The organism is Caulobacter sp. FWC2 (assembly GCF_002742625.1).
Classification (GTDB): Bacteria; Pseudomonadota; Alphaproteobacteria; order Caulobacterales; family Caulobacteraceae; genus Caulobacter.
Genome location: NZ_PEBF01000001.1, coordinates 3,588,872 through 3,612,150 on the forward strand (window position 1 = coordinate 3,588,872; position 23,279 = coordinate 3,612,150).

Consider the following 23,279-nt stretch of genomic DNA (forward strand, 5'->3'; position numbering starts at 1 on the left):
TGCCGCACCCCAACTGGGGCGTTAACGCGCATTTCATCGGCAAAAGGATAGGAGAAGTCTGATGAGATACGTCGCTCTGCTTCTGATGGCTGCGCTTTGGGCCGGACCGGCTCTGGCGGGTGATTTCACCGTCACGGTGCGCGGGGCCGACGGCAAGCCCGTGCCCGACGCCGTGGTCATGATCTATCCGAACGGCCAACCGACCAAGGGACCGATAAAGTTCGCCTGGCCCTATCGCGTGGCGCAGCAGAACATCCAGTTCAATCCGTTCGTGCTGGTGGTCCCGGTCGGGGCGGACGTGGCGTTCCCGAACCTCGATAAGGTCCGCCACCACGTCTACTCGTTCTCGGCGGGCAACAAGTTCGAGATCAAGCTGTACGGCCACGAAGAGAACCGCACCGCCAAGATGAACACGGCGGGCGTCGCGGCCATCGGCTGCAACATCCACGACCAGATGGTCGGCTTCATCCGCGTGGTCGACACTCAATACGCCGGCAAGACCGACGCCACCGGCGCGGTGACCATCCAGGACGTTCCTGCCGGCGCCGTGGTCGCCAAGGTCTGGCACCCCTATCTGCGCGGCCTGAAGAACGAGACCGCCTTGCAGACGAAGAGCGTTGGCGCGGGTCCCGCCCGTGAACAGGTCACGATCGACCTCCGCGCCCCGGCCGGGCACTAGGCCGCCCGGATGTTCCAGCGCCTGCAGACCAAGCTGACCGTCCTCTACGCCGGGCTGTTCGCCCTGGCGCTGAGCGTCGTGGCGGTCGCGGTCTATGTGGCGATCACCAGCAACGCACAGCGCACCGTTCGCCAAGAAATGGCAGGGTCGGGCGCCGTGTTCGACCGCGTCTGGGCGCTGCGCACCCAGCGCCTGCACGACGGCGCCGAACTGCTGTCGCGCGACTTCGGCTTCCGCGCCGCCGTCGCCACCCATGACCGCCCGACCGTCGAGTCGGCCATCGCCAACCTGCGCCAGCGCCTGGGCCTGGACCTGGCCTTCACCGTCGGCGTCGACGGCGAGGTGGTCGGCCTGGATCCGGCCCGCCTGAATCTCGAGACTTTGTGGAGCGCGCTGGACGCCGAGGACGGCGCTCAGGGTGTCTTCACCATCGACAACAAGCCTTACCAATTGATCTCGGCCCCCATCCTGTCGCCGACCCTGACGGGCTGGATCGTCTTCGCCGCCAGGCTGGACGAGCCGGAAATGCTGGCCCTGGAGAAGCTGTCGGCCATCCGCCTGGACGCCCAGGTCTTCGATCAGCGCAGTGGCCACTGGGTTTCGGCGGACCGGGGGCCTGTCGACAAACCGCTGGCCGCCTTCGTCGGCCGGGCCATGCATGACAAGTTGCTTGAGCCGGTCCTCCTGCGCGGCGGCGCTGACAGCCTGGTGCTGGTCAAGCCGATCAAGGCCCTGGATCGCGGCGGCGGCGCGGCCCTGGTGCTGCGCTATCCGATGGCCCAGGCCATGGCCCCCTACCGTCCGCTGATGGCCGCCGTGCTCATCGTCGGCCTGCTCGGCGCGACCCTGGTCGCCGCCGCGAGCTGGGCCCTGTCGCGCGGCCTGGCCAAGCCGATCACCGCTCTGGACATCGCCGCCCGCCGCCTGCAGCGCGGCGAGGATGTCACCGTCGAGGTCACGACCCGCGACGAGATCGGCCGCCTGGCCGAGAGCTTCAACCTGATGGCCGCCGAGATCCGCGAGCGCGAAGCGGAGATGATCCGCCAGGCGTTGCACGACGGCGAGACCGGCCTGCCGAACCGCCGCGCCCTGGAGCGCGCCATCGAGAAGCGCCTGGCCGCCGTCGGTCCCGGCGAGCAAGTCATCATCGCCGCCATCGGCTTCGACCGCTTTACGCAGGTTCGCGCCGCCATCGGCTATGAACTGGCCACCGAGTTGGTCGCCAAGCTGGGCCAGCGGATCTTCGAGATCGCGCCCGGCGTGCTGGTGGCCCGCATGACCACCTCGATCATCTGCGTCGTGTCGGACAGCAACAACCTCGACGACCTCCTGAAGATCGTGGAAGAGGCCCTGCCAGCGCTGGAAGCCCCGATCGAGCTCGGCGGCGAACCGGTCGACGTACACATCACCCAGGGGCTGGCCGCCACGACCCTAGGCGAGCTGGACGCCGCCCGCCTGATAGAACGCTCCCTGATCGCCCTGGACCAGGCCCGCGCCGCGCACCGCAAGTTCATGGCCTTCGACGCCGCCGCGTATGGCGACCCCTCGGCCAACCTCTCGCTGATGAGCGAGATGCTGGAGGCGGTCCGCAAGGGCGAGCTCTATCTGAACCATCAGCCGAAGCTGGACCTGCGCACCGGCGCGATCACCGGTGTCGAGGCCCTGGCGCGCTGGAACCACCCGACCCGCGGCTTCATTCGACCGGACCTCTTCGTCGGGATGGCCGAGGAGACCGGCCACATCCGCGCCCTCACCGACTACGTCCTGGCCCAGGCCATCGAGGACCAGGCGCGCCTCCGCGCCGCCGGTCACGACGTGCTGATGTCGGTCAACATCTCGGGTCGCCTGATCGACGACCATGCGTTCGCCCAGTACGCCATCGCCCAGGTCGCCGCCGCCGGTGCGCGACTGTGCTTCGAGATCACCGAGACCGCCGTGATCGGCAATCCGGACGTCGCCCTCTCCGTGCTTGATCGCCTGGCCGAGGCCGACATCCCGGTGTCGATCGACGACTATGGCTCTGGCCTGTCGTCCCTGGCCTATCTCAAGCAGATCCGCGCCGACGAACTGAAGATCGACAAGGCTTTCGTCACGAGCCTGGAGGCCGGCGACAAGGACGCCCTGCTGGTCAAGTCCACCATCGACCTGGCTCACAGCCTCGGCATGAAGGTCACCGCCGAGGGCGTCGAGACCCGCGAAGGCCTGGCCGCCCTGCAACTGATGGGCTGCGATCTGGCGCAGGGCTATCACGTCGCCAAGCCGATGGGCCTGGAGAAGCTGATCGCGTTCCTCGGCGAATGGTCGATCGAGCTGCCGGCGCGGGACGACGCCCGCAAGACGGCCTAGGGGCTAGGCGGCGACCTCTTCCACCGACGCCCTCAACAGGTCCAGCACATGGTGCAGGCTGTCGGCGATGTGCACGCACTTGTCGTGCATCTCCTCGTTCGGATCGAGGATGTCGGGCACCATGATCGTCATCATGCCGGCCGCGTGGGCGGCGCGGACGCCTGGGTGACTGTCTTCCAGCGCCAGGCAGTGAGCCGGATCGACGCCGAGTCGCTGCGCGGCCAGCAGATAGGGATCCGGGTTCGGCTTGTGCTTGGTGACGTCCTGGTGCGCGACCACCGCGTTGAAGCGTTGCAGCAGATCGAAGCGACCCAGATACTTCTCGACCGCGACCATGCCGTTCGAAGTTGCGATGCCGCGCGGCAAGCCCAGATCGTCGAGATAGTCGAGGATCTCGATGACACCGGCCTTCAGCTTGGTTTCGGCCGCCAGCAGGTCTTCGACATCGGCCCAGACCCGCTCGAAATAGGCCTGGACAGGAAACGCCTCGCCGTACAGGTCGCGCAGCATGACGCCGCACTCAGGCGTCGTCTTGCCCACCATCGCCGCATAGGTCTCACCGGTGAAATGAACGCCGAAGACAACGCCTGCCTCGATCATGGCGGCGCGGTAGACGATCTCGGTGTCCAGCAGCAGGCCGTCCATGTCGAACACGACGGCCTCTACGCGGCGGGGAAAGCTCACTTATGGAACTCCTCGGTCCTGTAGCCCTGGAAGTAGAGCAAGGCGGTCAGGTCCGTATGGTCGACCTTGGCGTCGGCCTGGGCGGCGACGATCGGCTTGGCGCGGTAGGCGACGCCCAGGCCGGCGGCCTCGATCATCGCCAGGTCGTTGGCGCCGTCGCCGACGGCCAGGGCGTCGGCCGGGGTCACGCCCATGGCCGCCGCCTCTTCGTTGAGGGCGGCCAGCTTGGCTTCCTTGCCCAGGATCGGGTCGCCCACCTGGCCGGTCAGGACGCCATCCAGCTCGATCAGGGTGTTGGCGCGGTTCAGATGGAAACCCGCGGCCTGCGCCACCCGGCTGGTGAAGAAGGTGAAGCCGCCCGAGACCAGGGCGCAGCGCGCGCCGTGCTGGGCCATGGTGCGGACCAGGATCTCGGCGCCGGGGTTCAGCCGGACCCGCTGGTCGTAGCAGCTCTGCAGCGCCTCGACCCCCAGGCCCTTCAGCATGCCGACCCGCTCGCGCAGAGCGCCCTCAAAGGCCAGCTCGCCGCGCATGGCGCGCTCGGTGATCTCGGAGACCTGCGCCTTGACGCCGGCGAAGTCGGCCAGTTCGTCCAGGCATTCGACGTTGATGATCGTCGAGTCCATGTCGGCGATCAGAAGGCGCTTCCTGCGGTTCTCGGCCGGCTGGATCGCGTAGTCGACCGGCAGGTCAGCCAGGTCGGACTTGAGCGCCGGTAAGTCGCCGCTTTCGAAGAAGAAGTCGGCGGCCAGCGGCCCCAAGTCCTCGCGACGGCTGGACAGCCTGGCTTCGACGCGCGACACGGCTTGTGCGTATGCGTCGGGGTCGGCCCCCACGACGGTGAGGACGGTCGGAATGGTGGAGAGTTCGGACATCGCGCCCCGCATCTGGCTGATCGCGGGGCCGACCGCAAGCGGCAAGTCAGCCCATGCGCTGCAATTGGCCGAGTGGACGGGCGCGGAGATCGTCAACGCCGACTCCATGCAGATCTATGCCGGCCTTCGCGTCCTGACCGCCGGCCCGTCGCCCGAAGAGCGCGCCAAGGTCCCGCATCACCTGTTCGAAGTGGCCGACGCCGCCGTCGGCTGGTCGGTCGGCCGCTGGCTGGAGGCGGCGACCAAGGCGATCGCCGAGATCGAGGCGCGCGGCAATCCAGTGATCGTGGTCGGCGGCACCGGCCTCTATTTCCGCGCCCTGACCCACGGCCTGGCCGACGTGCCGCCGGTGTCGGAGACCCAGCGCGAGATCTCCGGCCTGCTCTACGCCGCCCGGGGCGAGGAAGACTTCCGTGAGATCCTCAAACCCCTCGACCCCGAGGCGGAGGCGCGCATCGAGGTCGGCGACCGCCAGCGCCTGGTCCGCGCCCACGCCGTGGCCATCGCTACCGGAAAGTCGCTGACCTCGTGGCAGACCGACACCAAGCCGGCGCTCAAGCCGGGCGCGTGGGAGGGCCGCGTCCTCGACCCGCCCCGCGCCGAACTCTATGCCCGCTGCGACGCGCGCCTGTCGGCCATGGTCGAGCAAGGAGCCCTGGACGAGGTGCGGGCCATGGAGACGCGGGGCCTGGACCCGTCCCTCCCCGCCCTCAAGGCCGTCGGCTATCGCGAGTTCGCCGCCCATCTGCGAGGCGAAACCACGCTGGAACAGGCCCTCGACGCCGCTCGCCAGGAAACCCGCCGCTACGCCAAGCGTCAGCTGACCTGGTTCCGTAACCAGACGCCGGACTGGGAACGGATCAGCGTTCCTTGACGGTGGCGCCCGTCCCAACCAGTTGCGGCTTGACCGCCAGCCTGTAGTCCTCGTCGAACAACTGGTCCTTGGTGCGATCAAGGGCGGCGATCGCGCGGCCTTCGGCCGCCTCGACCGGCTTGGCGGAAACCTCGCAGGCCGCGCCGGCGGGCAGGTCGGCCTGCCCCCGCTCACTGGCCATCAGCGGCTTGGTCATGGCCTCGGTGCAGCCCAGCAGGCCGGTGATCGAATAGAAGCAGATGTCCCGCTGCAGATAGGCCTCGACCGTCCAGACGCAGGGAATGGCCGACACGGATACCCCCTCCGGCGTCGCCACCGACGCGCCGGGCTTGACCACGCTGCGCAGAAAGATCTGCTGATGCACAACCACCGCCTCGGTCCGCCCCGCCTTGGCCAGCAATAGCTGCCGCGCTTTCTGGGACACCGGCGCCAGCCGTTGCAGCTGAGGCGGCTGGGGATCGGCGGGCGCGGTCGCGGCGGGCGGGGTGGCGGCTTGCAGGAACACGAACGGCCTCCAGGTTGAGCTTGGCCATGCAGAGCATGTTCGCTCAATCTTGGCGAGAGCTGTTGTTCGCACATGTTTGCAGGCTCGCCGGTTGCCCCTATGGAGAGGCGTCAGCACGAAGGAAACCGGATGTCCGATCTCAACGTCCACGCCGAACGCGTCGCCGCGCTTCTGACCGCCCGGGGCGAGACGATCGCCATCGCCGAGTCCTCGGCCGGCGGCCTGATATCTGCGGCGCTGCTGGCGGTGCCGGGGGCTTCGAAATTCTATATCGGCGGGGCCGTCGTCTACACCGCCCGCGCCCGTCTGACCCTGATGGACATCCCCCAGAAGGCCATGGACGGCCTGAGATCGGCCAGCGAACACTATGCGGTGATGCTGGCCCGCGTGGCCCGCAAGAACCTGAAGGCGACCTGGGCCCTGTCGGAAACCGGCGCGGCCGGTCCTGACGGCAACCGCTACGGCGACGCGCCGGGCCACTGCTGTTTCGCCGTGGTGGGCGAAGAGGTGTCTGTCAGCACGACGCTGGAAACCGGCAGCGACCAACGCGCCGCCAACATGCAGGCTTTCGCCGCCGCAGCGCTCGAGTTCCTGACCCAGACCCTGGAAACGCTGGAAGCCTAGACCGTTCCGAACAGGCTGTAGGCGAACTCGTCCATGGCCTTCTGGCTGATGCTGGTATTGTTCAGCAGCACGACGGTGGTCTGGTCGTCGAAGCGGTGGCCCAGCACAGAACGGTAGCCGGCCGCCCGGCCCGTCTCCCAGGCGAAGACGCGCGGCATGCCGTCGGCGAACAGGGTCTTCACCCGGCCGCCCAGCGCATAGTCCTGATCCGGCCAGCCGACCGCCAGCAGTTCCTTCTTGTGAGCTGGCGGCAGGAACCCGCTGTCGAGCACCGCATGCGCGGCCTTCAGCAGGTCGCCCGCGGTGCTGACATAGCCGCCGCTGGCCGCGAAGAATGGGAAGCGCTCATTGGATTGCCGGACCAGCGGCTCCAGCGTGCGGTACGAGATGGCGATGTCAGCCGGGTCGGCCGGCGTGGTGCGCGTCAGGCCCAGCGGACCGATCACAAGCTCGGTCATGGCGTCGGCATAGGCCTTGCCCGTCACCGCCTCGATGATAGCGGTGATGATCACCCAGTTGGTCAGAACGTAGTCGAACTTGGCCCCCGGCTCGAAGGCTAGGTCGCCCGAGCACCATAGCTTCACCGCCTGAGCGGTCGTAAAGGTCTTCTTGAACAGGTCCGGATCCGGATTGGCCTTGGTCCAGGTCGAAAAGCCGTTCGGTACGCCGCTGGTATTGGTCATCAGGTAGCGCAGCGTGACCTTGGCGCCCGTGTCGGCCCGGTAGTCGGGCAGATATCGGGTGATCGGCGCGTCGAGATCGATCTTGCCCGCCTCGGCCAGGCGCAGCAGCGCCGTCGAAGTCAGCCATTTGGAGATCGAGGCGATGACATAGGGCGTGCCCAGAGCGGCCGGCTTCTTGGCCTCGATGTCGGCGAACCCGATGGTCCGCGAGTAGATCGGCTTACCGGTCCGGCCGATCAGCACCACGCCTTGAAAGGGCTGGACCTTGAGGAACGCGTCGACCGCCCGGTCCGCCGCGTCACCCGTCAGCACGCTCGCGCTCGCCTTTTCGACCAGCCCCAGCGCCGCGGCGCCGGCCAGAAATTCACGCCGTCCGAACACCGATGCACTCCGTCATTCCAGGAGCGCGACCGTGCGGGGGAAAACCTGCCCCTGTCACGTGAATCTCCGGTAAGGTCACACCATCAAGAAAGGCAGAACGTTGCGGCAAAGGGCGCCTTGACGCTCTAAGGGGCGCATGTCATGACCCATTCCGTAGCTTTGGAGCAAGACTCGTGCGCAAAACCATGATCGTACTTATGGAGCGGCCGTTCGCGGGGTGACCTTGAAGTCACGTCGTAGCTCGGTCGCGCGCGCAAAGGTCCTTCGGGACCTTTTTTCTTTTCCGCTTCCCTCCAGTTCAGTTTCCCGCCCCTTCGCCACTCGGACCCGCCCCATGACCGCCCATCAAACCATCGAGAGCACTGCTCCCGCCGACACCTCGATCTCTTCTCAAGAAGGGCGCGCCCTGACCGGCGCCGAGATCGTGGTTCGCGGCCTCGTGGATCAAGGCGTCGAAGTGCTGTTCGGCTATCCTGGCGGCGCGGTCCTGCCGATCTATGACGCGCTGTTCCATGAGCCGCGCCTGCAGCACATCCTGGTCCGCCACGAGCAGGGCGCGACCCACGCGGCGGAAGGCTATGCGCGCAGCTCGGGCAAGCCCGGTGTCGTGCTGGTCACCTCGGGTCCGGGCGCGACCAACGCCATCACAGGCATCATGGACGCCCTGATGGACTCGATCCCGATGGTCGTCATCACCGGCCAGGTCCCCACCCACCTGATCGGCACCGACGCCTTCCAGGAAGCCGACACGGTCGGCATGACCCGCTCGTGCACCAAGCACAACTACCTGGTCAAAGACGTCCGCGACTTGCCGCAGATCATCCATGAGGCCTTCAAGATCGCCACCACCGGCCGTCCGGGTCCGGTGCTGATCGACATCCCCAAGGACGTCCAGTTCGCCAAGGGCGAATATTTCGGCCCGACCGAGGTCAAGTCCAGCCACGCCTACGCGCCGCGCACCAAGGCCGACGCCAGCCGCATCGCCGAGGCCGTGAAGCTGATCGCCGGCGCCCGTCGGCCGATCTTCTACACCGGCGGCGGCGTCATAAACGCCGGCCCCAAGGCCAGTGAAGCCCTGCGTGAATTCCAGGCCCTGACCGGGGCGCCGGTGACCTCGACCCTGATGGGCCTGGGCGCCTTCCCGGCCGCCGATCCGGCCTGGCTGGGCATGTTGGGCATGCACGGCACGTTCGAAGCCAACAACGCCATGCACGACTGCGATGTCATGATCTGCGTCGGCGCCCGCTTCGACGACCGGGTCACCGGGCGCCTGGACGCCTTCTCGCCGGGATCGAAGAAGATCCACATCGATATCGACCCATCGTCGATCAACAAGAACGTCCGCGTGGAGTTGCCGATCGTCGGCGACGCGGGCTCTGTGCTGGAAGACCTGATCGCCGCCTGGAAGGCCGCGAACCTGCAGCCGAACAAGGTCGCCCTGACCGACTGGTGGACCCAGATCGACCAATGGCGCGCCCGCGACTGCCTGAAGTACCGGACCTCGGACTCGGTCATCAAGCCACAGTACGCCATCCAGCGCCTGTACGAGCTGACCAAGGACAAGGACGTCTACATCACCACCGAGGTCGGCCAGCACCAGATGTGGGCCGCGCAGTTCTTCCGCTTCGAGGAGCCGAACCGCTGGATGACCTCCGGCGGCTTGGGCACCATGGGCTACGGCCTGCCCGCCGCCTTGGGCGTGCAGCTGGCCCACCCGAACAGCCTGGTCGTCGACATCGCCGGCGAGGCCTCGATCCAGATGTGTATCCAGGAGCTGTCGACCGCGATCCAGTTCGACCTGCCGGTCAAGATCTTCATCCTCAACAACGAGTGGATGGGCATGGTCCGCCAGTGGCAGCAGCTGCTGCATGGCGAGCGCTACAGCCACTCCTATTCGGACAGCCTGCCCGACTTCGTGAAGCTGGCCGAGGCCTATGGCGCCCACGGCATCCGCTGCTCGGACCCGGCCGAACTGGACGGCAAGATCCTGGAAATGATCAACAGCGACAAGGCGGTGATCTTCGACTGCCGCGTCGAGAAGCACGAGAATTGCCTGCCGATGATCCCCTCGGGCAAGGCCCACAACGAGATGATCATGGGCGAGGTCGAGGATATCGGAAACGTCATCGGCGAGGCCGGCGCGGGGCTGGTTTAAGGTACGGGACGGGTTAGAAACGACACATGACCAGCAACATCCAACCTGCCCCCGCCTCGGCCTACGACCTTAGCCCAACGGGCGAGCCCGAGCAGACCGCGACCTTCGCCCTGCTCGTCGACAACGAGCCTGGGGTGCTGCACCGCGTGGTCGGCCTGTTCGCCGCGCGCGGCTACAATATCGAGAGCCTCACGGTCGCCGAGACCGATCGCAAGGCTCACACCAGCCGCATCACCGTGGTGACCCGCGGCACGCGCCAAGTGCTGGACCAGATCGAGGCTCAGCTGAACAAGGTGGTCAACGTTCGCCGCGTGCACGACGTGACCCGCGACCCCAACGGCGTCGAGCGCGAACTGGCCCTGGTCAAGGTGCGCGGCTCAGGCGCGGACCGCGTAGAGGCCCTGCGCGTCGCCGAGATCTTCCGCGCCAAGCCTGTCGACACCACGCTGGAAAGCTTCGTGTTCGAGATCTCGGGCGCGCCGTCCAAGATCGACAAGTTCCTAGACCTGATGCGCCCCCTGGGCCTCGTGGAACTTTCCCGCACCGGCGTCCTTTCCATCGAGCGGGGCGTCGAAGGCATGTAGCGCGGAGAACGGCGGATGAGCCTGACCGGACTGATCGCGGGCCTCGCCCTCGCCGTCCAGCAGGCGCCGCCGCCCAAGCCCTATGCCGACCCGGCGGCCTGGTGGTCGCCCGAAATTCCCCGCCCGCCGCCCGAGGCCGAGCCGCTCCACAACCGCCGGCTCGGCAAGAACGAACAGCCTATTCCGATCGACAACGGCGTCGCGCCCCTGCTCTACCGCCTCTGGGGCCTGCAGCCGCTGCAGAGCCAGATCGTCCACAAGGGCGAGCTGATCCTGGAAGTCTGGGCCCGCCCCGCGCGCGGCGTGCGCCAGGCCGTGGTCCGCGTCACCCTGCGTCGCGACGGCCGGGCCTTCGTGCAGGCCCGCGCGGGCCTGGGCTGCTGCACCCCCGAGATCGGCCGCCGCGTCGACATCAACGCCGAGCTCGCCGACATCCAGATCGCGCCGTTGAAGGCCTTGCTCGACGATCCGGTCTGGAGCCAGCCGCGCTCGGTCATCGTCGACTATGGCGGCGGGGCGGTGTCGGCGCTGTGCGTGGACGGCGTCTCCTGGGACGTCACCCTGGTGGTCCCGGGCCAGGCGCGCCATCTGCGCCGCGCTTGCGACGACGCCGAGGTCGGCTCGGTCGCCGCGATCTTGTCGGCCGCTATCGGCGCGGCGGCGGGGCGTGATCCGCGCTTCGACGCGGTCTTGCCGCGCGGCGCCGACTTCTCGGCCCAGCGGCGAGCGTATGACGACCTTTTAGCCTCGGGCGGCCGGCTAACGGCCGGCGAAAGCAACCGGCCGCAACCGCCGGCGGTTCCCCTGCCTTCGGAGGAACCGCCCGAAGCGACGCCAAACGGCGTCAGCCGACCTTGAGGATCTTGAAGCGGTAGAGCAGCGCGCCGAGGATCGCGCCGATCGCCGGCGCCACAAAGAACAGCCACAGCTGGGCCAGCGCCTGACCGCCAACCAGGACGGCGGGACCGAAGCTCCGGGCCGGATTGACCGAGACGCCGGTCACCTGGATGCCGACGATGTGGATCACCGCCAGGGCGATGCCGATGCCGAGTCCAGCGAAGCCCGGCGCGGCGTCGGCCCCGGTGGCGCCCAGGATGACGATCACGAATAGCGCGGTCATCACCACCTCGAACACGAAAGCCGCCTGCAGCGGATAGGCGCCCAGATAGCCGGGACCCCAGCCGTTCTGACCCAGGCCGTGAGCGGTGCCGCCAGCGATGCAGGCCAGCACGGCAGCGCCGGCCAGGGCGCCGGCGAACTGGGCGATCCAGTACAGCCCCATCTCCTTGGCGCTCATGCGGCCGGCGACGAACGCCGCCAGGCTGACGGCCGGATTGACGTGGCAGCCCGAGACGGGACCGATCCCGTAGGCTAGGGCGATAATGGCGAAACCAAAGGCCAGGGCGATGCCCAACTGGCCAACATGATCAGCGCCCAGAACAGCCGCGCCGCAGCCAAATAGAACCAGAGCGAAGGTCCCGATGAATTCGGCAACAATTTTTGACATTTCCAAGATCTCCCCGATTTTGCTCCCGCAGGATCTGGAGCATGCGTGAGCTAACCATGGAGAATTTATCCGAGTATTGGAATACTCGTATCGGGCTAGGCGTCCGCCATCGGCTCCGGCTGCTCCCGCAAGCGCGCCACGTCCCGCAGCGGCGGCGCGCCGAACAGGCGGGCATATTCCCGGCTGAACTGCGAAGGACTGTCGTAGCCGACCGTATGGCCGGCGGTCGCCGCGTCCAGGCGCTGGACCAGGATCAGCCGACGGGCTTCCTGCAGGCGGATCTGCTTCTGGTACTGGAGCGGCGACAGCGAGGTCACCGCCTTGAAGTGCTGGTGCAGGGCCGACGCGCTCATCCTGGCCTCGTCGGCCACGGCGTCGATGCTGAACGGCTGATCGAAGTTGCGCTTGATCCAGCCAATGGCGCGGTTGACCTGGCGCAGGCGGCCGTCGCGGCGCGCGATCTGGGCCAGCCGCGGCCCCTGCGGCCCGGTCAGCAGGCGATAGAGCATCTCACGCTCGATCAGCGGGGCCAGGGTCGGCGCATCCTCGGGGCAGTCCATCAGGCTGACCATCCGGCAGGCGGCGTCGAACAGCTGCGGCGTCATCGATCCGACCGACATGCCACCGACCAGCGGCGCGGCGGCGTCCAGCCGCGCGGCCAGGCCGCACTCCATGATCATCTCGCTGATCAGGTTGGCGTCCAGCACGACACGGAAGGACAGATAAGGCTTCTCTGGCGAGGCCTCGATCACCTGACCGGCCACCGGCACGTCGATCGACGACAGGAAGAAGTTCAGGTCGTCGTATTCGTGGATGGCGTCGCCGACCAGCACGCGCTTGCGGCCCTGGGCCAACACGCAGAACGAGGGGTCGTGCACGGCGTGCATGGGCTCGGTGGGCGCGTGCACGCGGTAAAGGTTTACCCTGGGGCAGCAGGTGTCGACCGGACCTTCGTCCGGCGCGAATCGTTCAATCAGAGCGGCCAGGGCCTCGCGCGTACTCATGGAATTCCCGTTGCCTGTACGAGACCATTTGTAAGCCTTGCATGATCCTCCGTCACGCGACGCCGTTCGGTTCTGGATTTTCGTGCAATCAAGTCGGAGCATCGATCTACCGACTGGACGGACCCGTGCGCCATAGTGGCCTCGTTCCGCTTCCCAACGCGGCAACCCCCGAAATTCAGGTGCGCCTTGCGACGCTACACGCCCAGACGCGGCATGGCGGCTCCGCGCTGGTTCGTCGCCGCCCTGCTGGGCGGGACAGCCGCGCTGACCGCCATGACCGCCGCCCTTCCCACCGTTTCGGCCGCTCCGGCCTCCTCTTCACCATGGAGCATCGCCCGATGATGATGTCCGCCATCGTTCCCCATATCCCCGTTGCCGGCGTCTGGACTTCCCCCGACGGCCACATCTCGCTGGAACTGCGCGCCGATGGGCGGTTCATCGAGACCCGCGCCGACTTCGCCGACGTCTTCACCGGCGTCTACGTGCTGGTCGGCGAGCGACTGAAACTGTTCGAGGACCGCGGCGCGGTCATCAGCGGCACGCTGGTGGACGGTCGCCTGAGCCTGGGAACCGCCTAAGCCTGGGGACAGCTTGTCCCCGCCCTTCCCTTGGCGGGTCGAACCCCCTATATTGGAACTGTCCGACCTCGGTCGGACTATGGGGATAAACGCGCACGTAATAAGCGGACTGGACCCGGGTGCGATTCCCGGCGGCTCCACCAATCTCTCCCAAGTTATCATGGGACTGCATGGGGCCGATCAGCATCGACAGACGTGTAAAGGTGTATGCTTTCTCTCGGCTTGATCCACCGTTTCGGGTCATTTTTCTAAATGCGAACGATAACTTCGCTGAAGAGTTCGCCGTCGCCGCGTAATGCGGTGCAGGTGAATTCGCCTCTTAAGTCCTAGGGGTTCAGATCCCTAGGCGGGGCCCGGAGGGAGCCTGCCAACAGAATCCCTCCACTTTCCACGACATCGCTATAAATGACATCGATTGCGCTCTGGAGGAATCCGCAGGCGCCCGCTTTGCGCGAAGCCTTTGACGCGCTAGGTTCCGAACTTCGTTTTCAGTTCGAAGTACCCAACCCGCGCATGTCTCAGACCAATCCGCCCGAAGACCTCATGCAGTACGAGGCCATGGCCCAGGACGCCCTGCGCGGCGTGGTCAAGGCGGCCTTGAAGAAGGCGGCCGCGCCGGGCGGCCTGCCCGAGCCGCATCATCTGTACATCACGTTCAAGACCAAGGCGGCCGGCGTCTCGGGCCCGCAGGACCTGCTGGGCAAGTACCCGGACGAGATGACCATCGTCCTGCAGCATCAGTACTGGGACCTCGCCCCCGGCGAGACCTTCTTCTCGGTGACCCTGAAGTTCGGCGGCCAGCCCAAGCGCCTGTCGGTGCCCTATGCGGCGCTCACGCGATTCTACGACCCGTCGGTGCAGTTCGCCCTGCAGTTCTCCGCCCCCGAAGTGATCGAGGACGAACCGGAGCCCGAACCCGAGGCCGAAGACAAGACCTCGGCTCCGACCGGCGAAGAGGGTCCCAAGATCGTCTCCCTCGACCAGTTCCGGAAGAAATGAGCGACATCGCCTCGGACGCTCCGCAGACCCTGACGGACGAGGCGATCCTCGCGCGCTTCCGCGCGTCCAAGAACGCGCCCACCGGATCCCAAACCCTCGGCTTCGACCTCCTCGCCGTGCGCCAGGCCGATCGCGAGGTCGAGGTCGGCTTCACGGCGCGCGCCGAGCTGCTGTGCAATCCGATGGGGCAGATCCAGGGCGGCTTCGTCTGCGCCATGCTGGACGAGTGCATGTCCGTCGCCGGCATGATCACCTCGGGCATGAGCCACGTCGTACCGACCCTGGAGATGAAGACCAGCTTCCTGCGCCCAGCCATGCCTGGATCGCTGCGGGGCGTCGGCCGCGTGGTCAAATGGGGGCGGACCGTCTGCTTCATGGAAGGCGAGCTCTACGACGCGGAGCGGCGGCTGTTGGCCAAATCCACGGGCACGGCCATTCCAACGCCCTTCGCCAACTTCAAGAAGAAGTAGAGGACGGAACCATGCGGGGGACGGCGGCGGTCATCGGACTTCTGGCTTTCCTGCTCGCGCAGCTTTCGTCCGCACCGGTCGCCGCCCAGGCGCTCAAACCCGCAGGAACGTTCGCCAACTGGAGCGCGGTCGTGGTGGCCGGCGATTTCCACGCCCATTCCGGCGGCCCGACCGAGGCCTTCGACAACGCCCGCCGCGACGTCTCAAAGGCGCTGGTAGAACTGGGTTTCGACAAGGCCGCGATCCGGCAGTTCTCGGTGCGCCCCGAGCGCTATCCAAAGGACGCCCCCAGCAAGTCTGAAGCCCGGACCATCTACAACGCCCTCAAGGCCCAGGCTGCGACAACCTCCGCAGGATGCCTGTTCTACATCAGCACCCACGGCGATCCGGAGGGCGTGATTCTGGGTCAGCAGATGCTGCGCCCCCCGTTGCTGGCCACCCTGCTGGACGACGCCTGTCCCAGCCGGCCCAGCGTGGTGGTGATTTCCGCCTGTTTTTCGGGCGTCTTCATCCCACCGCTGCAGAAAGCCAACCGCCTGATCCTGACCGCCGCTCGGCCCGACCGCGCCTCGTTCGGCTGCGGCGAGGACGACAAATACCCCTATTTCGACGACTGCTTCCTGGCGGCGGCGCCCAGCGCGCACGACTTCGCGGCCCTGGGCGCGGACGTTCAGGCCTGCGTGGCGCGCCGCGAGAAGGAGACGGGGGCCGAACCGGCCTCCGAGCCTCAGGTGTGGATCGGCCCCGCCCTGCGACCGATGCTGCCGCTCTACGCTTTCCATCGGAAAACCAAACTGGATTGACCGGTTATCGGGTTTGACCCTCGCGCCCAGCACGTTACACCACCCCTAGAGCATGATAGCCGAAAGTGGCTGCCGGTTTCGGCGGCCATCGTGCTCTAAATGTTAGATTTCGAGCCTGTCGTCGTCAGATGGACTCATCTGATGACGACAGGCTCTTGGGGTTCTTCCGCTTTACCCAGGGGACATCGTTGACGTCGCGCGTATCGCCCGCAGCCGCCCTTGCGGCGGCCTTCATCGCACTATGGTCGATCACGGCATCGGAGGCGCAGGCGCAGGACGCGTCGCCGCCTCCCGCCGCGAGCGAGCCGACGCTGAATTCCGCCCCTCGCCCCTATAACAGCCTGCGTCCGCGCCGGGTTCGGCCCCGCCCAGCCGTGAGGGCGGTGACGCCGCCTCCCCTTGTCGCGACACCGACCGCCGCCGCCGTAGCGACGCCGGCTCCAGCAGCCCTCGCCATCCCGGCGCCGACCGTCGGCGCACCGATGTCGACGCCGGAGCTGGAAGCCTTTGTCGACGGCGTCGTCCGCCGCGCCATGAGCCGCGACCACATCGCCGGCGTCACCCTGTCGGTCGTGCAGAACGGCCAGGTGGTGCTGAAGAAGGGCTATGGCTTCTCGAACCTGGGCCAGCGCAAGCCGGTCGATCCCGACAAGACCCTGTTCCGCGTCGCCTCGATCTCCAAGACGTTCACCTGGATCACCCTGATGAACGAGATCGAGGCCGGCCACATGCGCCTCGACGGTCCGGTAAACCTCTATCTGCCCGAGCCGCTGCAGCTGAAGGACCAGGGCAAGAAGACCCAGGTGCGCCTGCGCGACCTGATGACCCACACCGGCGGGTTCGAGGATCGGGCCTTGGGCCAGCTCTTCGAGCGCGACCCCCGCCGGGTCCGCACCCTGGCGGACTATCTGCGCCAGGAGCGTCCGCGCCGGGTGCGCGAACCGGGCCTGCTGCCCAGCTATTCCAACTATGGCGCGGCCCTGGCCGGCGCTGCTGTCGCTAACGTCACGGGCAAGCCTTACGAGCAGCTGGTCAGCGAGGAGATCATCCTGCCGGCCGGCATGAACCACACGACCTTCCGCGAGGCTCGTCCGTGGCGAGACGGCCTGCCCGCGCCGATGAACGAGACCCTGGCCGCCGATCTTTCGGACGGCTTCTCGTGGACGCCGATGGGCTGGAAGACCCAGCCGCGCGAGTTCATGGGTCAGGTGGCGCCCGCCGCTTCGGCTTCGAGCACGGCCGGCGACATGGCGCGCTACATGACCCTGCTGCTGAACAGCGGCGTGATCGACGGCAAGACCATCTTCTCGCCCAAGACCGCACAGGCCTTCCGCACGCCGATGTACCGTCCCGCGCCGGAAGCGGCCGGCTGGAACGCCGGCTTCCAGGACAACCCGATGCCCGGCAATCGCCGCAGCTACGGCCACCAGGGCGCAACGCTCTACTTCTATTCCAACATGGTGATCGTGCCGGACCTGGGCCTGGGCATCTTCGTCTCGGTCAATACCGACAGCGGCGCGAACCTGCCCGCCACCCTGCCCGCGACGATCGTCGAGCATTTCTACGCCCCTGCCCCGGCCGTTCCGGCCGACAGCGCCATCAGCTACGAGCAGGCCAAGGCCTATGAGGGCGACTACCTGACCACACGCCGCGCCTATGGCGGCCTGGAGGGCTTCACCAACCGCATCATCGGCCGCGCCAATGTCCGCGCCACCGCCGACGGCCGCCTGACCGTGACCGAGGGCGGCGTCAGCAGCCTCTATAACGGTACGGGCCGCCCCGGCGTGTTCAAGGCCGTCGACGGGCCGCTGATGCTGGTGTTCGACGCCAATGGCGACCGGCCTTCGCGCTTCTACGCCGCGCGGGGCCTATCGACCTATGATCGGATCAGCTTCTTCCGTTCGGCTGGCCTGTTGAGCTGGACGGCGATCATCGCGGGTTTCGCCAGCGTCGCCACCATCCTGGGCGTCCTGTTCCGCAACCGCCGCGAGGCCCGCCAGACCCCGGTCCAGGCGCGCGCCGCCCAGATGCAGACCATGCAGGCGGTGCTGTGGCTGATCTCGGCCGGCTGCATGGGCGTGTTCGCGGCCAAGGCCTCGGACCAGACCGCGGTCTTCTTCGGCTGGCCCTCGGGCTGGCTGCTCAGCGGTTCGGCCTGCGCCCTGGTCGCCGCCGCTCTTAGCGTGATGACCCTGGGCGTCCTGCCGATGGTCTGGCGTGGCGGCCGCCGGGTCGACAGCTGGAGCAGCAGCCGCAAGCTTGCCTTCACCTTCACCGCCCTGCTGTTCATTCTGCTCAGCGTGCTCTTGGGCCTGTGGGGTTACCTGCTGCCCAAGAGCTGATCCTCCCGTCACGGCCCCCTCCCCCGTCTCGTTCCAGGCGCCTGCCTTGCAGATCAGCGTTCCAGAAGACGAGCGAGGGAGACGCGACGTGTCAAAACTGGACGGTCTGGCGTTTGGGGGAGCGGGGCTCGCGGCCTGGTCGGCGGCCACCCTGTTCTATGCCGCTTTCGGTGGGGGGCTTCTGGAAAGCGCCTTCTGGTTCTATGCGATCAATGCGTTCGCGGCGGCCGCCGCCGCGACGTTCACCTTCCAGGCGGTCGCGCGGCTGACGCACACGCCGCGCCGCCGCCGTCTGTTCGCGATGATCCTGTTCTCGACGCCCGGCCTCGTCGCTGGAGGCCTGGTAGTTTCGCGCTATGCAGAGGTGATGCCGGCAGGCGATCCGGTGAGCGTCGGCCGCTATGGCGCGTTTCTGGTGGTGCTGTACGTGGCCGTGGCCGCGTCAGTCTTCGAGCGTGCGCCGCATAAGGCTTGAGTTCAGCTTACGCACTTGAATGATGATCCGCTCGCGCTCGCCCGGACGCCGTTCGACCAGCAGCCGGGCGACCTGGGCGTCGTCGTGGAAGGCATAGCCCTTGATGGCGTCCAGCAAGGCCTTGGCCAGGTTGTCTAGGTCCATCCACGGCGGCTCGCCCAGATATTCCATGCCGATCTCGACGCTGAACTCGCCCCAGGCCGGCCGTGAACCGCGCCAGGACTTGCGGAAGAACTCGTAGATCAGCGGCTTGTAATACTTGCCCTGGGTGGTCAGTCCGTCGACCACGATGGTCAACTCGCCCCCCGCCTCGCGGGCGCGGACCTTGCCGTGGTGGGTCCAGTCGTCGTCGAGCAAATCAGAGCCTCAGGTGGATCCCACGCGGTGCGACGGGATCAGGATCACGGTGATCAGGCCAAGAACCAGAACCGCGCCGGCAAGGGAAGCCGGATAAGGATCGGACGCGTCCTCCACGCCCGGCGCCTAGCCGCCGATCAGCTCGGCCAGCTTCAGCACGGTGTTCCAGTTCCGTGTCGTGCCGACCGGATTGCGCTTGGTCTTCTTCCAATCCCGATCCAGCAGCGAGTCGGCGATGCTGATCGGAAAGTCGATGTAGAGCTCGCGCGCCGCGACCGCGAACCGTTCGGGCCCTGTATTGGCCGCGCGCAGGATCTCCTCGTCGCCGGCCGGCAGCGGAACCTTGAGGAAATTGACGATCACGTGGCTGGGATGGTCCTCGGCTTCGGCCTTGAACGGGTTGCCGTCGACGATTGCCCGCAGGTCCCCCGGCGCCCGGACCATGAAGTCGGTGCGCAGGCCGATGCGGGCCTCCAGGGCGTCCTCGAGCTGACGCTCCAGGGCCTCGCCGCCGACATGGTCGCCCCACAGCAGCAGGTTGCCGCTGGCCAGATAGGTCTTGGTCTCCTTGAAGCCGACGTCCTTGGCGATGCCCAGCAGGTCTTCCTTCAGCACCTTGCGCTTGCCGGTGTTGACCGACTGAGGAAACGCGACGAAAGCCGCCACCTACAGCGCCTCGACCCGCACGGCCGTGCCGTAGGCGAGGACCTCGGTGATGCCTTCCATGATCTCGTTGGCGTCGTAGCGCATGGCCAGGATGGCGTTGGCGCCGACCTCGCGGGCGTGCTGGACGAGGAGGTCATAGGCTTCCTGCCGGGCCGTCTCGGCCAGGCTGGTATAGATCGACAGGTTGCCGCCGAAGATCGACTGGATCGAGCCGCCGATATTGCCGATCACGCTGCGCGAGCGGACGGTCACGCCCCTGACCAGCCCCAGGTGCTCGACAATGCGATAGCCGACGAGATCGTTGGTGGTGGCGACAAGCATGGGCTTCTCCTGGCTGGCTTGAGCATAACGAACGGCGTTGTGCGGCGCCACACGTTGCGAACCTTCTCCCCAGGGTCTAGACCGCGCTCGACCGTTTTTCCGGAGATCGCCGCATGACCGCCACGCGCATCGAGACCGACACCTTTGGCCCGATCGAAGTCGCCGCCGACCGCTATTGGGGCGCGCAAGCTCAGCGCAGCCTGGGCAACTTCAAGATCGGCTGGGAGAAGCAGCCCCTGCCGGTCGTTCGCGCTTTGGGCATCGTCAAGCGCGCCGCCGCCGAGACCAACCTGAAGCTGGGCAAGCTGGACGCTAAGATCGCCGAGACGATCATCGCGGCCGCCAACGAGGTGATCGACGGCAAGCTGAACGATCACTTCCCGCTGGTCGTCTGGCAGACCGGCTCGGGCACCCAGTCGAACATGAACGCCAACGAGGTGATCAGCAACCGCGCGATCGAGATGCTGGGCGGCGAGATGGGCAGCAAGAAGCCCGTCCACCCGAACGACCACGTCAATATGAGCCAGTCGTCGAACGACACCTATCCGACGGCGATGCACGTGGCCTGCGCCGAACAGATCGTCCACGACCTGCTGCCGGCCCTGAAGCATCTTCACGCCGCCCTGGAAGCCAAGACCAAGGCCTGGGCCGGCATCATCAAGATCGGCCGCACCCACACCCAGGACGCCACGCCCCTGACGCTTGGCCAGGAGTTCGGCGGCTACACCCAACAGGTCGCCAACGGCATCGAGCGCATCGAGAGCACCCTGCCCAAGCTGATGCAGCTGGCTCAAGGCGGCACCGCCGTCGGCACCGGCCTGAACGCCCCCATCGGTTTCGCGGAAGGCGTGGCCGAGGCCATCGCCGCGATCACCGGCCTGGAGTTCACGACGGCCCCGAACAAGTTCGAGGCCCTGGCCGCCCACGACGCCATGGTGTTCAGCCACGGCGCCATCAACACGGTCGCCGCCAGCCTGTTCAAGATCGCCAACGACATCCGCTTCCTGGGCTCGGGCCCGCGCGCCGGCCTCGGCGAGCTTTCGCTGCCGGAAAACGAGCCGGGCTCGTCGATCATGCCGGGCAAGGTCAACCCGACCCAGTGCGAGGCCCTCACCCAGGTCTGCGTGCAGGTGTTCGGCAACAACGCCGCCCTGACCTTCGCCGGCAGCCAGGGCCACTTCGAGCTGAACGTCTACAACCCGGTAATGGCCTACAACTTCCTGCAATCGGTCCGCCTGCTGGCCGACGCGGCGATCAGCTTCACCGACAACTGCGTGGTCGGCATCGAGCCGCGCGTCGACAACATCAAGAAGGGCGTCGAGAACAGCCTGATGCTGGTTACGGCCCTGAACGGCCGCCTCGGCTATGACATCTGCGCCAAGATCGCCAAGACGGCCCATAAGAACGGCACCACCCTGCGCGAGGAAGCCGTCGGCGGCGGCTACCTGACGAACGAAGAGTTCGACCAGTACGTCCGCCCGGAAAACATGGTCTCGCCGGGCTGAGCCTGACTTGCTCCAGCTCGTTCGCCTCTTCGACGAGCTGCCGGACGGCTTCGACGACATGGTCGCCGAGGCCTCCAGCGAAGGCGTGCGCAACATGGCCCTGCTGGCGGTCGGCTGGGTGAAGGGCGCACGCTTCCAGGACGACGGCGAGGCCATCCTCGCCGCGTTCCAGGCCGGAGCGCTGGCGGGGATCGGCGCGCTCAGTGTCGAACCCGCCGCTCCCAAGCCGGCGCGCCGCCTGCGCCGCTTCTACGTCCGCCCAGCGATGCGCCGCCGCGGCGTGGCGACCGCCCTCGCCTCGGCCCTGATCCACGAGGGCTTCGACAGCATCGGCCTGCTGACCGTCAACGCCGCCGCCTCGCCGGCCGCCGGACCGTTCTGGGAAGCGCAGGGTTTCGTCCCCGACGCGACGGGTCCATGGACCCATGTGCTGCGACGGAGCGTTGGCTCCGACGATGCCCCACGCCCGTAGCCTCCTTCGCCTGTTACTCGCGGCCGTCTACGCGCCGTTCGGCGTCGTGCACGTGGTCGCGCCGCATGGCTTTCTGGCGATCATGCCGCCGGGCATCCCGTATGCGCGTGAGGTGGTGATCTTCACCGGGCTCTGCGAGATCGCCGGGGCGATCGGGCTGTTGATCCCGAAGACCCGGCGACTGGCCGCGATCATGCTGGCGCTCTACGCCGCCTGCGTCTGGCCGGCCAATATCTGGCACGCGCTGAGCGGCGTCGCGGTCCCGCCGCTGCCGAGTTCGTGGTGGTACCACGGGCCGCGTCTGTTGATCCTGCAACCGCTGTTCATCTGGGCGCCGCTATGGGCGGCGGGGGTGATCGACTGGCCATTCCGCCGACGCGCGACCGTCTGATTTCCCGTCGGCCTAAACCGCGTTATGCTCCGCCAATGGACGCGCCCGAACTCGACCTCGGCATCGACCCCGAGCTGCTGGCCCAGGCCAAGCGGCTGGGCCTCTCCGTCTCCGGCCTGAGCGAGACGCAGCTGCGGTTGCACCTTCAGAAGGTGGATCCTGCAGGAGCCGAGGAGCGGGCGCGGCGATGGGCTGAAGAGAACGCCGAGGCGATCAAAGCCTACAACGAACGGATCCAGCGTCGCGGCGCATTCGGGGACGACCTCCGGACGTGGTGATCCGTCAGTTCGACGTCTTCGCCAACCCATCGCTTCGAAGCCGTGACGAGGCCCCGTTCGTGGTCGTCTTACAATCGCACCATGCCGGCGAGTTACCCACGGCGGTGGTCGCCCCGCTTTATCGCCGTGAAGCCTTCCCGCTCCTCACGCGACTGACGGTGGAGGTCGAGAGGGATGGCCAGGATCTGATCCTTTCCATCCCGGAGCTCGTCGCCTTGAATTCGTCGTTGCTGCACAAGAAGGTCGGCAGCTTGGTCGAGCACGAGGACGCCATCCGCCGCGCGCTCGACCGCCTGTTCACCGGTTTCTAGTCGACCCGCACCACGTCCCGGCCGATCGGCGCCAGGGCGATGTAGGCCAGTTGCAGGTCCTTGATCGCGAACGGGATGCCGATGATCGTGATCGCCTCGGCGGCGGCGACCAACACGTGGCCCAGGGCCAGCCACCATCCGGCCAGGACGAACCAGATCACGTTCAGCACCACGCCCAGCGGGCCCGACGCCAGCCCGACCTCGCGGTGGACGATTTCCTTGCCGAACGGCCAGAAGGCGAAGCCCGCGATCCGGAAGGCGGCGCCGGCATAAGGTAGCCCGACAATTGTGATCGCCAAGAGGACGCCGGCCAGCAACCAGCCCAGGCCGGTGACCAAACCGCCGAAGAAGAACCACAGCACATTCAGGATGAAACGAATCACGTCCAAAAGTCCCCAAGAAGGCGAAGC

At 67.1% G+C, this 23,279-nt stretch carries 30 protein-coding genes and 1 other RNA gene; 21 read left to right on the forward strand and 10 right to left on the reverse strand.

All coding sequences use genetic code 11. The annotated features are described in order from the left end of the window. Positions 1–61: 61 nt before the first annotated feature. Positions 62–679, forward strand: coding sequence for a methylamine utilization protein (locus tag CSW62_RS17215; protein ID WP_099579863.1), 618 nt, complete (start codon positions 62–64; stop codon positions 677–679). Between the two features lie 9 nt (positions 680–688). Continuing rightward, entirely contained in the window at positions 689–3,025 is a 2,337-nt protein-coding gene (locus CSW62_RS17220) for a bifunctional diguanylate cyclase/phosphodiesterase (protein ID WP_099579865.1), read from the forward strand. Between the two features lie 3 nt (positions 3,026–3,028). On the opposite strand, the gene CSW62_RS17225 is transcribed toward CSW62_RS17220, so the two are convergent. Continuing rightward, positions 3,029–3,709, reverse strand: a complete 681-nt coding sequence (locus CSW62_RS17225; RefSeq protein WP_099579867.1) for an HAD family phosphatase — start codon at positions 3,707–3,709, stop codon at positions 3,029–3,031. Beyond that, on the reverse strand, positions 3,706–4,584 hold the full coding sequence (gene serB, locus CSW62_RS17230; protein WP_199170628.1) for a phosphoserine phosphatase SerB: 879 nt from the start codon (positions 4,582–4,584) through the stop codon (positions 3,706–3,708). The genes CSW62_RS17225 and serB overlap by 4 nt, the downstream gene beginning before the upstream one ends. On the opposite strand from serB, the gene miaA reads away from it, so the two are divergent. Further along, complete coding sequence (gene miaA / locus CSW62_RS17235) at positions 4,565–5,458, forward strand: tRNA (adenosine(37)-N6)-dimethylallyltransferase MiaA (RefSeq protein ID WP_099579871.1); 894 nt, start codon at positions 4,565–4,567, stop codon at positions 5,456–5,458. The two genes, serB and miaA, sit on opposite strands and share 20 nt — an antisense overlap. Here the strand turns inward: miaA and CSW62_RS17240 are convergent. Next, the gene (locus tag CSW62_RS17240) at positions 5,445–5,963 is read right to left on the reverse strand and encodes a hypothetical protein (RefSeq protein WP_233206710.1); all 519 of its coding nucleotides are present in this window, start codon (positions 5,961–5,963) and stop codon (positions 5,445–5,447) included. The genes miaA and CSW62_RS17240 overlap by 14 nt on opposite strands. A 129-nt stretch (positions 5,964–6,092) precedes the next feature. On the opposite strand from CSW62_RS17240, the gene CSW62_RS17245 reads away from it, so the two are divergent. Beyond that, positions 6,093–6,587 (forward strand): CinA family protein, encoded by a 495-nt coding sequence (locus CSW62_RS17245; RefSeq protein WP_099579873.1) that lies wholly within the window; start codon positions 6,093–6,095, stop codon positions 6,585–6,587. Here CSW62_RS17245 and CSW62_RS17250 read toward each other — a convergent pair. Next, positions 6,584–7,651 carry a serine hydrolase gene (locus CSW62_RS17250; protein ID WP_099579875.1) on the reverse strand — a complete coding sequence of 356 codons (1,068 nt, stop codon included), beginning with the start codon at positions 7,649–7,651 and terminating at the stop codon, positions 6,584–6,586. The two genes, CSW62_RS17245 and CSW62_RS17250, sit on opposite strands and share 4 nt — an antisense overlap. Positions 7,652–7,824: 173 nt before the next feature. Between CSW62_RS17250 and CSW62_RS26625 the strand changes: the two genes are divergently transcribed. From CSW62_RS26625 to CSW62_RS17265, 4 genes are all read left to right on the forward strand, one after another. Continuing rightward, on the forward strand, positions 7,825–7,872 hold the full coding sequence (locus CSW62_RS26625; RefSeq protein WP_024265762.1) for a hypothetical protein: 48 nt from the start codon (positions 7,825–7,827) through the stop codon (positions 7,870–7,872). Between the two features lie 113 nt (positions 7,873–7,985). Continuing rightward, complete coding sequence (locus CSW62_RS17255; protein WP_099579877.1) at positions 7,986–9,806, forward strand: acetolactate synthase 3 large subunit; 1,821 nt, start codon at positions 7,986–7,988, stop codon at positions 9,804–9,806. A 26-nt stretch (positions 9,807–9,832) separates the two neighbouring features. Further along, entirely contained in the window at positions 9,833–10,390 is a 558-nt protein-coding gene (ilvN, locus tag CSW62_RS17260) for an acetolactate synthase small subunit (RefSeq protein ID WP_099579879.1), read from the forward strand. Between the two features lie 15 nt (positions 10,391–10,405). Further along, positions 10,406–11,248, forward strand: a complete 843-nt coding sequence (locus CSW62_RS17265; protein WP_099579881.1) for a hypothetical protein — start codon at positions 10,406–10,408, stop codon at positions 11,246–11,248. Here the strand turns inward: CSW62_RS17265 and CSW62_RS17270 are convergent. Further along, entirely contained in the window at positions 11,235–11,897 is a 663-nt protein-coding gene (locus CSW62_RS17270; protein ID WP_099579883.1) for an aquaporin, read from the reverse strand. The genes CSW62_RS17265 and CSW62_RS17270 overlap by 14 nt on opposite strands. Positions 11,898–11,992: 95 nt before the next feature. After that, positions 11,993–12,901, reverse strand: a complete 909-nt coding sequence (locus CSW62_RS17275) for an AraC family transcriptional regulator (protein WP_099579885.1) — start codon at positions 12,899–12,901, stop codon at positions 11,993–11,995. A 213-nt stretch (positions 12,902–13,114) separates the two neighbouring features. Between CSW62_RS17275 and CSW62_RS27275 the strand changes: the two genes are divergently transcribed. The 8 genes from CSW62_RS27275 to CSW62_RS17310 all read left to right on the forward strand — a co-directional run bounded on the left by CSW62_RS27275 (position 13,115) and on the right by CSW62_RS17310 (position 18,568). Further along, positions 13,115–13,243: a hypothetical protein gene (locus CSW62_RS27275; protein ID WP_255408364.1), complete on the forward strand. Its 129-nt coding sequence runs from the start codon at positions 13,115–13,117 to the stop codon at positions 13,241–13,243. After that, on the forward strand, positions 13,240–13,479 hold the full coding sequence (locus CSW62_RS17280) for an Atu4866 domain-containing protein (RefSeq protein WP_158235461.1): 240 nt from the start codon (positions 13,240–13,242) through the stop codon (positions 13,477–13,479). The genes CSW62_RS27275 and CSW62_RS17280 overlap by 4 nt, the downstream gene beginning before the upstream one ends. Before the next feature lie 21 nt (positions 13,480–13,500). Then, positions 13,501–13,865: a transfer-messenger RNA gene (gene ssrA / locus CSW62_RS17285) on the forward strand. A gap of 127 nt (positions 13,866–13,992) precedes the next feature. Then, positions 13,993–14,478 carry an SspB family protein gene (locus CSW62_RS17290; protein WP_099579889.1) on the forward strand — a complete coding sequence of 162 codons (486 nt, stop codon included), beginning with the start codon at positions 13,993–13,995 and terminating at the stop codon, positions 14,476–14,478. Continuing rightward, positions 14,475–14,948: a PaaI family thioesterase gene (locus tag CSW62_RS17295; protein WP_099579890.1), complete on the forward strand. Its 474-nt coding sequence runs from the start codon at positions 14,475–14,477 to the stop codon at positions 14,946–14,948. Before CSW62_RS17290 ends, CSW62_RS17295 begins: the two co-directional genes overlap by 4 nt. A gap of 11 nt (positions 14,949–14,959) precedes the next feature. Further along, positions 14,960–15,751: a C13 family peptidase gene (locus CSW62_RS17300; RefSeq protein WP_099579892.1), complete on the forward strand. Its 792-nt coding sequence runs from the start codon at positions 14,960–14,962 to the stop codon at positions 15,749–15,751. 188 nt (positions 15,752–15,939) lie between these two features. Continuing rightward, entirely contained in the window at positions 15,940–18,093 is a 2,154-nt protein-coding gene (locus CSW62_RS17305) for a serine hydrolase (RefSeq protein WP_099582337.1), read from the forward strand. Positions 18,094–18,181: 88 nt separating this feature from the next. Then, positions 18,182–18,568, forward strand: coding sequence for a hypothetical protein (locus tag CSW62_RS17310; RefSeq protein ID WP_099579894.1), 387 nt, complete (start codon positions 18,182–18,184; stop codon positions 18,566–18,568). On the opposite strand, the gene CSW62_RS17315 is transcribed toward CSW62_RS17310, so the two are convergent. The 3 genes from CSW62_RS17315 to CSW62_RS17325 all read right to left on the reverse strand — a co-directional run bounded on the left by CSW62_RS17315 (position 18,536) and on the right by CSW62_RS17325 (position 19,912). Then, complete coding sequence (locus tag CSW62_RS17315) at positions 18,536–18,925, reverse strand: RusA family crossover junction endodeoxyribonuclease (RefSeq protein WP_099579896.1); 390 nt, start codon at positions 18,923–18,925, stop codon at positions 18,536–18,538. The genes CSW62_RS17310 and CSW62_RS17315 overlap by 33 nt on opposite strands. A 126-nt stretch (positions 18,926–19,051) precedes the next feature. Next, positions 19,052–19,591 (reverse strand): DUF1697 domain-containing protein, encoded by a 540-nt coding sequence (locus CSW62_RS17320; protein WP_099579898.1) that lies wholly within the window; start codon positions 19,589–19,591, stop codon positions 19,052–19,054. Then, the gene (locus CSW62_RS17325) at positions 19,592–19,912 is read right to left on the reverse strand and encodes a YbjQ family protein (protein ID WP_099579900.1); all 321 of its coding nucleotides are present in this window, start codon (positions 19,910–19,912) and stop codon (positions 19,592–19,594) included. Between the two features lie 113 nt (positions 19,913–20,025). On the opposite strand from CSW62_RS17325, the gene fumC reads away from it, so the two are divergent. From fumC to CSW62_RS17350, 5 genes are read left to right on the forward strand one after another with little or no spacing between them, the layout of a single operon-like run. Next, positions 20,026–21,417 (forward strand): class II fumarate hydratase, encoded by a 1,392-nt coding sequence (fumC, locus tag CSW62_RS17330; protein WP_099579902.1) that lies wholly within the window; start codon positions 20,026–20,028, stop codon positions 21,415–21,417. A 7-nt stretch (positions 21,418–21,424) separates the two neighbouring features. After that, a complete protein-coding gene (locus tag CSW62_RS17335; RefSeq protein WP_099579904.1) occupies positions 21,425–21,889 on the forward strand; it encodes a GNAT family N-acetyltransferase in 465 nt (154 codons plus the stop codon). After that, positions 21,873–22,280 carry a DoxX family protein gene (locus CSW62_RS17340; protein ID WP_099579906.1) on the forward strand — a complete coding sequence of 136 codons (408 nt, stop codon included), beginning with the start codon at positions 21,873–21,875 and terminating at the stop codon, positions 22,278–22,280. Before CSW62_RS17335 ends, CSW62_RS17340 begins: the two co-directional genes overlap by 17 nt. Before the next feature lie 35 nt (positions 22,281–22,315). After that, a complete protein-coding gene (locus CSW62_RS17345) occupies positions 22,316–22,558 on the forward strand; it encodes a type II toxin-antitoxin system CcdA family antitoxin (RefSeq protein WP_099579908.1) in 243 nt (80 codons plus the stop codon). Further along, positions 22,555–22,869 carry a CcdB family protein gene (locus tag CSW62_RS17350; protein ID WP_158235462.1) on the forward strand — a complete coding sequence of 105 codons (315 nt, stop codon included), beginning with the start codon at positions 22,555–22,557 and terminating at the stop codon, positions 22,867–22,869. The genes CSW62_RS17345 and CSW62_RS17350 overlap by 4 nt, the downstream gene beginning before the upstream one ends. Here CSW62_RS17350 and CSW62_RS17355 read toward each other — a convergent pair. Continuing rightward, positions 22,866–23,252: a YccF domain-containing protein gene (locus tag CSW62_RS17355; RefSeq protein WP_099582338.1), complete on the reverse strand. Its 387-nt coding sequence runs from the start codon at positions 23,250–23,252 to the stop codon at positions 22,866–22,868. The genes CSW62_RS17350 and CSW62_RS17355 overlap by 4 nt on opposite strands. Positions 23,253–23,279 lie beyond the last annotated feature (27 nt).